The sequence below is a fragment of the Pseudomonas brassicae genome, assembly GCF_010671725.1.
GTDB lineage: Bacteria > Pseudomonadota > Gammaproteobacteria > Pseudomonadales > Pseudomonadaceae > Aquipseudomonas > Aquipseudomonas brassicae.
This window is the reverse complement of record NZ_JAAHBU010000508.1, coordinates 1-11661: the sequence shown is the minus strand read 5'-3', so window position 1 is coordinate 11661 and position 11661 is coordinate 1. Positions and strand designations below refer to the sequence as shown.

Annotated in this window: 9 protein-coding genes; 6 read left to right on the top strand and 3 right to left on the bottom strand. The window is 65.5% G+C overall.

Annotation, left to right across the window (positions count from 1 at the left end; all coding sequences use genetic code 11):
* Window positions 1-137: 137 nt before the first annotated feature.
* Window positions 138-1979: a dihydroxy-acid dehydratase gene (ilvD, locus tag G3436_RS25425; RefSeq protein WP_163950934.1), complete on the bottom strand. Its 1842-nt coding sequence runs from the start codon at window positions 1977-1979 to the stop codon at window positions 138-140.
* A 478-nt stretch (window positions 1980-2457) separates the two neighbouring features.
* On the opposite strand from ilvD, the gene mgtE reads away from it, so the two are divergent.
* The 4 genes from mgtE to G3436_RS25410 all read left to right on the top strand — a co-directional run bounded on the left by mgtE (window position 2458) and on the right by G3436_RS25410 (window position 7005).
* Complete coding sequence (gene mgtE / locus G3436_RS25420; RefSeq protein ID WP_243667318.1) at window positions 2458-3525, top strand: magnesium transporter; 1068 nt, start codon at window positions 2458-2460, stop codon at window positions 3523-3525.
* Between the two features lie 63 nt (window positions 3526-3588).
* A complete protein-coding gene (locus tag G3436_RS25415) occupies window positions 3589-5253 on the top strand; it encodes a DUF4153 domain-containing protein (RefSeq protein WP_163950929.1) in 1665 nt (554 codons plus the stop codon).
* 76 nt (window positions 5254-5329) lie between these two features.
* Entirely contained in the window at window positions 5330-5620 is a 291-nt protein-coding gene (locus G3436_RS28070) for a hypothetical protein (protein WP_243667317.1), read from the top strand.
* Window positions 5602-7005: a DUF4153 domain-containing protein gene (locus tag G3436_RS25410; RefSeq protein ID WP_338001322.1), complete on the top strand. Its 1404-nt coding sequence runs from the start codon at window positions 5602-5604 to the stop codon at window positions 7003-7005. The genes G3436_RS28070 and G3436_RS25410 overlap by 19 nt, the downstream gene beginning before the upstream one ends.
* A gap of 56 nt (window positions 7006-7061) precedes the next feature.
* On the opposite strand, the gene G3436_RS25405 is transcribed toward G3436_RS25410, so the two are convergent.
* Complete coding sequence (locus G3436_RS25405; protein ID WP_163950925.1) at window positions 7062-8258, bottom strand: class I SAM-dependent rRNA methyltransferase; 1197 nt, start codon at window positions 8256-8258, stop codon at window positions 7062-7064.
* A 170-nt stretch (window positions 8259-8428) separates the two neighbouring features.
* On the opposite strand from G3436_RS25405, the gene G3436_RS25400 reads away from it, so the two are divergent.
* Together G3436_RS25400 and mutM are read left to right on the top strand one after the other, a co-directional pair.
* Window positions 8429-9295: an HDOD domain-containing protein gene (locus G3436_RS25400; RefSeq protein ID WP_163950923.1), complete on the top strand. Its 867-nt coding sequence runs from the start codon at window positions 8429-8431 to the stop codon at window positions 9293-9295.
* A gap of 3 nt (window positions 9296-9298) precedes the next feature.
* On the top strand, window positions 9299-10111 hold the full coding sequence (gene mutM, locus G3436_RS25395) for a bifunctional DNA-formamidopyrimidine glycosylase/DNA-(apurinic or apyrimidinic site) lyase (RefSeq protein ID WP_163950920.1): 813 nt from the start codon (window positions 9299-9301) through the stop codon (window positions 10109-10111).
* Window positions 10112-10114: 3 nt separating this feature from the next.
* Here the strand turns inward: mutM and G3436_RS25390 are convergent.
* Window positions 10115-11661: gamma-glutamyltransferase family protein (locus G3436_RS25390; RefSeq protein WP_163950918.1), on the bottom strand; the 1547-nt coding region annotated here is incomplete at its 5' end.

The following is an 11661-nucleotide window of genomic DNA, read 5'->3' as shown; positions in this document are numbered from 1 at the left end:
AAGCCAGCTCCCACAGGATAATCACGTGCACTGAGAACGGCGGGGTACCTGTGGGAGCTGGCTTGCCAGCGAAGAGGCCAACGCAGGCTCAAAAAAAAACCGGCGCCTGGGCGCCGGTTCTTCATTGCCGCGAGGCCTTACAGCCCATCCAGCATCGCCTTGTTGCGCACCGCGCCCTTGTCGGCACTGGTGGCCAGCAGGGCATAGGCTTTGAGTGCCGTGGTCACCTTGCGCGGACGCTTCTCGACCGGCTTCCAGCCCTTCTGGTCCTGCTCGGCACGGCGTACCGCCAGTTCCTCATCGCTGACCAACAGGTTGATCGAACGGTTGGGAATGTCGATCAGCACCTTGTCGCCGTCGCGCACCAGGCCAATCGCGCCACCGGCTGCCGCCTCTGGCGAAGCATGGCCGATCGACAGGCCCGAGGTGCCGCCCGAGAAACGCCCGTCGGTCAGCAGTGCACAGGCTTTGCCCAGGCCCTTGGACTTCAGGTACGAGGTTGGGTACAGCATTTCCTGCATGCCCGGGCCGCCTTTGGGGCCTTCGTAACGGATGATCACGATGTCGCCGGCCTGCACTTCGTCGGCCAGAATGCCGCGCACCGCGCTGTCCTGGCTTTCGAAGATCTTGGCGTTGCCTTCGAACACGTGGATCGACTCGTCCACGCCGGCAGTCTTCACCACGCAACCGTCCAGCGCGATGTTGCCGTACAGCACGGCCAGGCCGCCTTCTTTCGAATAGGCGTGCTCGAAGCTGCGGATGCAGCCGTTCTCACGGTCGTCATCGAGGGTTTCCCAACGGGTCGACTGGCTGAACGCGGTCTGGGTCGGGATACCGGCCGGGCCGGCCTTGAAGAAGTGGTGCACGGCTTCATCGTCGGTCTGGGTGATGTCCCACTTGGCGATGGCTTCTTCCATGCTGCGGCTGTGCACGGTCGGCAGGTCGGTGTGCAGCAGGCCGCCACGGGCCAGCGAACCGAGGATGCTGAAGATGCCGCCGGCGCGGTGCACGTCTTCCATGTGGTACTTCTGGATGTTCGGCGCCACCTTGCACAGCTGCGGCACGCTGCGCGACAGGCGATCGATGTCGCGCAGGTCGAAGTCGATCTCGGCTTCCTGGGCGGCGGCCAGCAGGTGCAGGATGGTGTTGGTCGAACCGCCCATGGCGATGTCCAGCATCATGGCGTTCTCGAACGCCTTGAAGTTGGCGACATTGCGCGGCAGTACCGATTCGTCGTTGTCGCCGTAGTAGCGCTGGCACAGTTCGACGATGGTGCGCCCGGCCTGCAGGAACAACTGCTCGCGGTCGCTGTGGGTGGCCAGGGTCGAACCGTTGCCCGGCAGGGCCAGGCCCAGGGCTTCGGTCAGGCAGTTCATCGAGTTGGCGGTGAACATGCCGGAGCACGAACCGCAGGTCGGGCAGGCGCTGCGCTCGTACTCGGCGACTTTTTCGTCACTGGCCGAGCTGTCGGCAGCGATCACCATGGCGTCGACCAGGTCCAGGCCGTGGCTGGCCAGTTTGGTCTTGCCGGCTTCCATCGGGCCGCCGGACACGAAGATCACCGGGATGTTCAGGCGCAGCGCGGCCATCAGCATGCCGGGGGTGATCTTGTCGCAGTTGGAGATGCACACGATGGCGTCGGCGCAGTGCGCGTTGACCATGTACTCGACCGAGTCGGCGATGATCTCGCGGCTTGGCAGCGAATAGAGCATGCCGTCATGGCCCATGGCGATGCCGTCATCCACCGCGATGGTGTTGAATTCCTTGGCCACGCCGCCGACGCGCTCGATCTCGCGGGCCACCAGCTGGCCCAGGTCCTTCAGGTGCACGTGGCCCGGGACGAACTGGGTGAACGAGTTGGCGATGGCGATGATCGGCTTCTTGAAGTCGGCGTCTTTCATGCCGGTGGCGCGCCACAGGGCGCGTGCGCCGGCCATGTTGCGACCGTGGGTGGACGTTTTCGAGCGGTAATCAGGCATGAAGCACTCCTGGCGGCTAATCAGGTAACAAAAAGGGGAGTGAGCTTCTCTGGTCCTTTGTACCGAAGGCAGGTGGCCGCTGGTACGGATGAGGCCGAAAACGCCACGGGATCGCCGAGGGCTCGACCAGAGCTCATAAACCCGCCGGGGATGACTGGCGATGAATAGGCCGATTCTACACCGCTGGCGGCGGGAAGGAATGGCGCATTGGCCGGATGGGCGTTTTCGCTCGTCGGTGAATGGATGTAGGACATTTCAGAAATGACCTGTGCAGGGTGTCGCCGTGCGTGCGACATGGCTACTATCCCCGCGCCGCATGTGCGGCTTACGAGACGACACCGTCAATGGACCTTCCCAGTTTCAGTTCATCACGAACTTACATTCTGGCACCGACCGCACCCGGCGGCGGGGCGCCTGTGAGCTGACGCGTCCTGTCGTGCGGCTCCACGGCACCCTGCGCGGGTGCCTGGAGAGCACTATGAAGCACCTTGAATTTGCGCATGCCCCTTGCGCTTCGCACCTCTACACCGAGCGGGCCCAGGCCCAGGCCGAGCGCGATGACCTGCGGCGCGTCTGCAGCCATGCCGAAGGCACGGCGGGGGCCTTGATGAGCAGCGCGTATGCCCGTGTGGCGGTGGACCTCACTGCCGCCCAGGCGATCGACGCATTGCGCCGCGAGGCAGCGGATGCCCAGGCCCTCTACCAGGCCTACGTGCTCGACGAGCAGCGGCGCCTGCTCGGGACCTTGTCGTTGCGCGAACTGATCCTGGCGGCGCCCGACACGCCGGTGGCGCAACTGATGGTCAAGCCGGTGGTGAGTGTCACCGTGGCGGCAAGCCAGGAGTCGGTGGCGCGGCTGATCAGTCATCACGACCTGCCGGCATTGCCGGTGCTGGATGAGCAGGCGCGCCTGGTAGGCATCGTCACGTGTGACGATGCAATGGACGTAGTGGTGGAGGAGGCCACCGAAGACTTCCACAAGGGCGCGCTGATCGCCACGCGCATCGGCAACCTGAAGACCGCCAGCATCGGCTTGCTGTACCGCAAGCGGGTGTTCTGGCTGGTGTTGCTGGTGTTTGGCAACCTGTTCTCGGGCGCCGGCATCGCGGCATTCGAAGACACCATTGCGGCCAACATCGTGCTGGTGTTCTTCCTGCCGTTGCTGGTGGACAGCGGCGGCAATGCGGGCGCGCAGTCGGCCACGCTGATGGTGCGCGGGCTGGCCACCGGCGAGGTGGTGCTGCGTGACTGGTTGTCGATGCTGGGGCGCGAGTGCGGTGTGGCGCTGCTGCTGGGCCTGAGCATGGCCGTGGCGGTGGCCTCGCTGGGCGCGTTGCGTGGCGGGTCCGACGTGGCGTTCATCGTGGCCAGCAGCATGCTGGTGATCGTACTGGTGGGCAGCTTGATCGGCATGAGCTTGCCGTTCCTGCTCAGCCGCCTGGGCCTGGACCCGGCCACGGCGAGTGGCCCGCTGGTGACCTCGATCGCGGATGCGGCAGGGGTGCTGGTGTACTTCGGGATCGCCTCGCAGGTGCTGGATATCTGACTAGCCGTGCGCAGGCGGTTGGCCCTAGACTGCGCGCCCCGTGCACGCCCAAAAGGATTTGAAATGCCCGCGCTGAACCGCTCCATGCTGTATTACCTGGCGATAGCCCTGGTGCAGGGGCCGCTGCTGATCAGCGGCTATGTCCTGCATCAGCCGGTGCTCGGTGTGTTTGCCGGCGTACTGGCGCTGGTCGGCGGGCTCAACCTGCAACTGCTCGGCAGTACGGTGCGCCGGCGCGGTACCCTGTGGCTGGTGAGCGGCCTGGCGCTGCTGATGGCCGGCATGTCCGCCTGGGCGTACGTCCAGGCCGGAACCGACTGGGTGCTGATTCACTGGTGCCTGGCCTCGGTGGTGCTGACCTACATCGGCACCGCCTTCGTGCTCAGTTGGCCAACTGGCGAAGGCGTTCGCCTGCGTTATGCAGACCTGTTCCAGCACGCCTGGAACACGGCGTTCATCGTGCTGCTGGCATGGCTGGTGACCCTGGCGTTCTGGCTGCTGCTCTGGCTGTGCGGGCGGCTGTTCACGATGCTCGGCGCGCCGCAGGTCAGCGAGCGGGTGTCCGATCCATTCTTCATTGCCCTCGGCCTGCCGTTCTTTTTCTCGCTGGGCATTCGCATGGGCCGCGACAACGCCAAGGTCATCGGCCTGCTGCGCAATGTGCTGCTGACCGTGTGCCGCTACCTGTTGCCGCTGTGCGCACTGATCGTCGTGGTGTTCACCCTGGCGCTGGCGGTCAGCGGGGTCGAGCCGATCTTCAGCACCGGCCACTCCACCGGCATCCTGCTGTGCCTGGTGGGCTTCACGCTGTTTCTGGTCAATGGCGTGTTGCAGGACGGCGAGCACAACGCCGGCTACGCCAACCCCCTGAAGCTGCTGGTGAACGTCAGCCTGGCCTGCCTGCCGTTGCTGGTGGCGCTGGCAGGCTACGCGAGCGGGTTGCGCATCGAGCAGTACGGGCTGACGCCGGACCGCTTCCTCGCGATGCTGCTGATCGGCATTGCCCTGGTGCACAGCCTGGCGGCACTGTGGGCGGTGCTGGCGCGCCAGGCGGTGTGGCTGGGCAGCCTGCGTCGCAGCAACCCAATGATTGCACTGCTGAGTTTCGTGTTGCTGATGCTGGTGTTCACACCGGTCCTCAATCCATTGGCCTACAGTGCCGCCAACCAGGTCGAGCGGCTGTTGAGCGGGCGTACGCCGGTCGACCAGTTCGACATGCACACCTTGCGTCACCAGTTCGGCGCCGCGGGTGTCCAGCAGTTCGAGGCCTTGTCGAAGTCGCTCGAACAGGGGCAGATCCTCGATGCCCGCGGCCGTGAACAGTTGGCCAGGCTCATCGTGAAGACCGACCCGGTGGACCGCTCGCGGGACGCCTACGGGCCCAAGCTTGAGTGGGTAGGGCCAGCGCCTGAAGACAGTGCGCAGTTGCTGGAGGTCTCGTTGACGCGGACCCAGTGCGGCAGTGAGGGTTGCGTGGCGTGGCAGGTGGACATGGACGACGATGGCGTCAACGAAGTGTTGCTGGTGCCCAAGCATGCGTACACCCACGCGGCGTTTCTGTACGTGCGTGACAATGGCGTGTGGCGCGACGAGTCGCGCCTGGACGGGCTCAAGGGCAGTGACGTGCTGATCGAGCAGATCCGCCAGGGCACGCTCAAGCCGGTACGGCCGCGCTACCTGACACTGGAAATCGATGGGGTCGAAGCCTCCGTGTCACGCAACAGATAGACCAACCATGCTCTGGTCGGGCGCTGCAGTTGGCCCTAGACTGCGCGCCTTGTGCACCCCCGCAAAAGGATTTGGAATGCCCACGCTGAACCGCCCTGTGCTGTATTACCTTGCCATCGCCGTGGTCCAGGCGCTGCTGCTGTCCAGTGGCCTGTTCTATCGTCAGCCGGTGCTGGCGGCGTTCACCAGCACACTGGCACTGGTCGGCGGGCTCAACCTGCAACTGCTCGGCCATCAGCTGCGCCAACGCGGCACCTGGCTGCTGGCGGGCGCTTTGGCCCTGCTGATGGCGGCATGTCCGCGTGGCTGTACGCCCAGGACGTCGGCCACTGGCTATGGATGCGCTGGGTGTCCGCGGCCATTGTGATGACCTACATCGGCACCGCGTTCGTGCTCAGCTGGCCGACCCGCGAGGGCCGCCGCGTGCGCTATCGAGACCTGTTCCAGCATGCCTGGAACAACGCCTTCATCGTGCTGCTGGCGTTGCTGGTGATGCTCGCATTCTGGCTGCTGTTCTGGTTGTGCGGCCAGCTGTTTGCCCTGCTTGGCGCGCCCTTTGCGCGCGATGCGGTGGGTTCGTATTACTTCATGTTCGGTGCCCTGCCGCTGTTCTTCGCGCTGGGCATGCACATGGGCCGTGACAACGACAAGGTCATCGGCCTGTTGCGCAATGTGCTGCTTACCGTCTGCCGCTACCTGCTGCCGCTGTGCGCACTGATTGCCGTAGTGTTTACCCTGGCGCTGGCGCTCACGGGTGTCGAGCCGATCTTCAGCACCGGCCATTCCACCAGCATCCTGTTGTGCCTGGTGGGCAGCACGCTGTTCCTGGTCAATGGGGTGTTCCAGGATGGCGAGCAGGATGCCGTCTATGCCCGGCCGCTGAAGCTGCTGGTGAACATCAGCCTGATGTGCCTGCCGGTATTGATGCTGCTGGCCAGTTACTCGAGCTGGCTGCGCATCGACCAGTATGGCCTGACGCCCCAGCGTTTCCTCGCCCTGTTGCTGGTGGGCATTGCCCTGGTGCACAGCCTGGCTGCGCTGTGGGCCGCACGGCCGCGGCAGGCGATCTGGCTGGGTAGCCTGCGACGCAGCAACCCGCTGATTGCGTTGTTGAGTTTTGTGCTGCTGCTGTTGGTGTTCACGCCCGTGCTTGACCCCATGGCCCACAGCGCCGCCAATCAGGTCGAGCGACTGCTGAGTGGGCGTACGCCGGCTGAGGCATTTGACATGCGCACCTTGCGCCATCGCCTTGGCGAGCCTGGAGTGGCGCAGTTCGAGCGGTTGTCGCGGCTGGTCAAGGAGGGGCAGATTCTGGATGCGCCGGCCCGCGAGGTGCTGGCTGACCGTTTGCTGGAGGCAGAGCCGCTGAACATGTCGCCGCGCGAGTATGGGCCGAAGCTGGAATGGGTCGGCCCAGAGGCTGAGGGCAGTGCGCAACTGTTACAGGTGTCGGCCACTGCCATCCACTGCAGCGGCCCTGGCTGCGTGGCCTGGCAGGTGGACATGGACGGTGATGGGGCCAGCGAGGTGCTGGTGGTGTCCAAGCAAGCGTACTCCACGTCGGTGCTCGTGTACGCACGCGAGCATGGCGTATGGCGTGATGTGGCGCGGCTGGAGGGTGGTGCCAAGGGGCGCAAGCTGATCGAACAGATGCGCCAGGGCACGCTCAAGCTGGTGCGCCCGCGCTACAAGACGCTGGAAGTCGATGGCCAAGAGCTGGGCGTGCAGCGTTATACACAGCCAGGCAAGTAGGGCACTGCCCAGACAAAAAAATCCCGGCACCAGCCGGGATTTTTGATTCACCGCACTCAGCTGTTGGGCAGCAGGCGGCAGGTGATGCTCTTGATGTAGCGGGTCTCCGGGATCGCCGGGTGCACCGGATGGTCCGGGCCCTGGCCGCCGCGCTCAAGCAGCTGCATGTTGCGGTCCAGGTGACGGGCGCTGGTCAGCAGGATGTTCTGCAGGTCGTCTTCGGGCAGGTGCATCGAGCACGACGCACTGACCAGGATGCCGTCCTTGCTCAGCAGGCGCATGGCCTGCTCGTTCAGGCGGCGGTAGGCGCCTTCACCGTTCTTCAGGTCTTTCTTGCGCTTGATGAACGCAGGCGGGTCGGCCACGATCACGTCGAAACGCTCCTCGGCAGCCTTGAGCTCACGCAGCGCCTCGAACACGTCGCCTTCGACGCAGGTGACCTGCTCGGCAATGCCGTTGAGCGCCGCGTTGCGCTCCACGCCATCAAGGGCAAAGCTCGACGCATCCACGCAGAACACTTCACTGGCGCCAAACGCACCGGCCTGCACGCCCCAGCCACCGATGTAGCTGAACAGGTCAAGCACACGCTTGCCTTTGACGTACGGTGCCAGGCGCGCGCGGTTCATGCGGTGGTCGTAGAACCAGCCGGTCTTCTGGCCTTCCATCACCGGCGCTTCGAACTTCACGCCGTTCTCTTCCAGCGCGACCCACTCCGGCACCAGGCCGAACACGGTTTCGACGTAGCGGTTCAGGCCCTCGGCATCACGTGCCGCCGAGTCGTTCTTGAACAGGATGCCGCTTGGCTTGAGCACCTGCACCAGGGCGGCGATCACGTCGTCCTTGTGCTGTTCCATGGTGGCCGAGGCCAGCTGCACCACCAGGATGTCGCCGAAACGGTCGACCACCAGGCCCGGCAGCAGGTCCGAGTCGCCGTACACCAGGCGATAGAACGGTTTGTCGAACAGACGCTCGCGCAGCGACAGGGCCACGTTGATGCGGTGCACCAGCAGCGACTTGTCCAGCGCCAGCTTGGCGTCGCGCGACAGCAGGCGTGCGCAGATCAGGTTGTTGGGGCTCATGGCGACGATGCCCAGCGGCTTGCCGCCGGCACCTTCGAGTACCGCCTGGTCGCCGGCCTTGAAGCCATGCAGCGGGGTCGCGGCGACGTCGATTTCGTTGCTGTACACCCACAGGTGGCCGGCGCGCAGGCGACGGTCGGCGTTGGCTTTGAGGCGAAGGCTGGGCAGGGACATGACGTCGCTCCGGAAAAAAGAGCGGGAGTATAGCGCGTCGGCCGGGCACACGGCTCAGCGCGCGACAAATAGCCCTCCATGCGCCGGCAAAGTGTTTCTGATGCCATCAACGGGTGTTTCCCGGTGCGTCTGCGGGGTTAGAATCGCCCCTCAGCCCCGAGTGTGTACTTATGTCCCAGGAACTCTCCCCCGAACAGATCCAGCAAGCCCTGCAGGGCATCAGCGTACCGCCACAGCCGCAGATCATGGTCGACCTGCAGTTCGAGCAGTACATGCCCGACCCAGACCTGGAGACGATCGCCAAGCTGATCGCCCAGGACCCGGGCCTGTCCGGCGCGCTGCTCAAACTGGTCAATTCGCCGTACTACGGGCTGACCAACAAGATTGCCTCGATCCAGCGCGCGGTGAACCTGCTGGGCAGCCGCTCGATCATCAACCTGATCAACGCACAGTCGATCAAGGGCGAGATGAGCGATGCCACCATCGTCACCCTCAACCGGTTCTGGGACACCGCCCAGGACGTGGCCATGACCTGCCTGACCCTGGCCAAGCGCATCGGCTCGCAGGCGGTGGACGAAGCCTATGCGCTGGGGTTGTTTCACGACTGCGGGGTGCCGCTGATGCTCAAGCGCTTCCCCGACTACATGGACACCCTGGAGCAGGCCTATGCCAACGCCGGGCCTGAGCAGCGCGTGGTCGACACCGAGAACCGCGTGTTCAATACCAACCATGCGGTGGTCGGTTACTACACGGCCAAGTCCTGGCGCCTGCCGGAGCATGTCAGCGCGGCGATTGCCAACCACCACAACGCGCTGGCGGTGTTCAGCGACGAGTCGGCGCGCAATACCCAGCTCAAGAACCTGCTGGCGATCCTGAAGATGGCCGAGCACATCTGCAGCTCCTACCGGGTGCTGGGCAACCAGAGCGTCGACCACGAATGGAACACCGTCGGGCACCTGGTGCTCGACTACGTGGGCCTGTCGGAGTACGACTTCGAAAACCTCAAGCAGACCATCCGCGAAATGGGTACACACTGATCCATGCCCGAACTTCCTGAAGTCGAAACCACCCGCCGCGGCATTGCGCCGTACCTGGAGGGGCAGCGTGTCAGCCGTGTGGTGGTGCGCGAGCGCCGCCTGCGCTGGCCGATCCCCGAAGACCTGGATGTGCGCCTGTCCGGGCAGCGCTTCGTGTCGGTGCAGCGGCGTGCCAAGTACCTGCTGCTGAATGCCGAGGTGGGCACGCTGATCAGCCACCTGGGCATGTCGGGCAACCTGCGCCTGGTAGAAGCCGGCTTGCCGGCGGCCAAGCACGAACATGTGGATATCGAGCTGGAGTCGGGGCTGGCACTGCGCTACACCGACCCGCGCCGGTTTGGCGCGATGCTGTGGACCGCCGACCCGCAGCAGCACGAATTGCTGCTGCGGCTGGGGCCGGAGCCGCTGACCGACCTGTTCGACGGCGAGCGCCTGTTCCAGCAGTCGCGCGGGCGCTCGATGGCGGTCAAGCCGTTCATCATGGACAACGCGGTGGTGGTGGGGGTGGGCAACATCTACGCGACCGAGGCGCTGTTTGCGGCGGGCATCGACCCGCGCCGGCCGGCGGGGGGGATTTCGCGGGCGCGGTATGTGCGCCTGGGTATCGAGATCAAGCGTGTACTTGCGCATGCCATCGAGCGCGGCGGCACCACATTGCGCGACTTCATTGGCGGTGATGGTCAGCCGGGTTATTTCCAGCAGGAACTGTTCGTGTATGGCCGCGGTGAAGAACCGTGCAAGGTGTGTGGCACAGTGTTGCGCAACGTGACCCTGGGCCAGCGCGCCAGCGTGTTCTGCCCGCGCTGCCAGTCGTAGCGGTCAGCGCGCGATCACTTCGGCAGCGCCCACCCCGCGTGGGTCGCTGGCCGCCTCCAGCGTCTGGCTGGCCTTGTCCCACAACAGCACCTGCTGGTTGCCGTACTGGCGGCCCACATCCTTCAGTTGATAGCCGCGGGCCTGCAGCGCCTGCTGCTCGGCCGCACTGAATGCACCCGGCTCGTGCTCGATCACATCTGGCAGGTACTGATGGTGATAACGCGCCACTGCCGGCCAACGGGCCACTGGCTGCCCGCCCAGGTACTCCAGCACCGACAGCAGTACCATGCTCGGAATCCGACTGCCCCCCGGCGTACCGAACGCGGCGAACTGGCTGGGGCTTTCGATGAAGCTGGGGCTCATGCTGGATAACGGCCGTTTGCCCGCCGCCACCGCGTTGGCCTGGCTGCCAGCCAGACCATAGCTGTTGCTGCCGGCCGGGTCGGCGGCAAAATCGTCCATCTCGTTGTTCAGCACCACACCGGTACCGGGCGCTGTGAACGCGGCGCCAAACGGCAGGTTGACCGACAGGGTGGCGGCCACCGCGTTGCCGTCGGCATCGATCACCGCAAAGTGCGTGGTGTGGTCGCCCTCGCGCCAGGTCGGCGAGGGCGGCAGACTGGCACTTGGAGTCGCCGCGTACGCGTCGATGCCGTCCGCCAGCCGGGTCAGGTAAGAGCGCTGGAGCAACTGCGGTACAGGGTTGGTGACGTAGTCCGGGTCGCCCAGCAGGCCACGGTCACGGTACGCACGGCGCAGCACTTCCACCACGTAATGGGCACGCTGGACCTTGTCGGCGCTTTGCCACGGTAACCGCTGCAGCATCGCCAGGCTCTGCGCCAGGGCAACGCCACCGGCCGAGGGCGGCGGTGCGCTGATCAGTTCGCGCTGGTCGGCCAGGCGGTAGCGCAAGGGCTCGCGATGTGCGGTGCGGTAATTGGCCAGGTCGTCCAGGCGCCAGATGCCGCCCGCGGCCTTCACGCCATCGACCAGCGCCTTGGCGGTGGGCCCGGTATAGAAGCCGTCACGGCCGTGGTCGGCCAGGCGCTGCAAGGTGATGGCGAGTTCGGGTTGGCGAATGGAGGCATTCAGCGCCGGTACGTTGCCGTCGTGCAGGAACAGCCGTGCACTCTCGGGGTCGTCGCGCAGGGCGGCCTGGCGCGTCGTGGCACGGTCACGGTAGATCCGGTCGACGCCAAAACCGTGGTTGGCCAGGCGGATCGCCGGTGCCAGCGAGCGCTTGAGCGGGAGCTGGCCGTACTCGGCGGCCAGGTCCGCCAAGGCTGCCGGCAGGCCGGGTATGGCCGCCGCCAACGGGCCGTTGATCGACAACCCGGGTTGTACCTTGCCGTCTTTGAGGTACATGGCGGGCGTGGCGGCGCCTGGCGCCCGTTCGCGGGCATCGATGAACGTGTAGCCAGCGGGCGTGCCCGCCTGGCGCAGCAGGAAGAAGCCACCACCGCCCAGCCCCGAGCCGTAAGGCTCGACCACCGCCAGGGCAGCGCTCACGGCAATGGCGGCATCGAAGGCGTTGCCGCCCTGCGCCAGAA

What these genes read in the sequence shown, in the direction of transcription:
- ilvD (WP_163950934.1), bottom strand. Translation starts at nt 1,979, where the DNA reads ATGCCTGATTACCGCTCGAAAACGTCCACCCACGGTCGCAACATGGCC.
- mgtE (WP_243667318.1), top strand. Translation starts at nt 2,458, where the DNA reads ATGAAGCACCTTGAATTTGCGCATGCCCCTTGCGCTTCGCACCTCTAC.
- G3436_RS25415 (WP_163950929.1), top strand. Translation starts at nt 3,589, where the DNA reads ATGCCCGCGCTGAACCGCTCCATGCTGTATTACCTGGCGATAGCCCTG.
- G3436_RS28070 (WP_243667317.1), top strand. Translation starts at nt 5,330, where the DNA reads ATGCCCACGCTGAACCGCCCTGTGCTGTATTACCTTGCCATCGCCGTG.
- G3436_RS25405 (WP_163950925.1), bottom strand. Translation starts at nt 8,258, where the DNA reads ATGTCCCTGCCCAGCCTTCGCCTCAAAGCCAACGCCGACCGTCGCCTG.
- G3436_RS25400 (WP_163950923.1), top strand. Translation starts at nt 8,429, where the DNA reads ATGTCCCAGGAACTCTCCCCCGAACAGATCCAGCAAGCCCTGCAGGGC.
- mutM (WP_163950920.1), top strand. Translation starts at nt 9,299, where the DNA reads ATGCCCGAACTTCCTGAAGTCGAAACCACCCGCCGCGGCATTGCGCCG.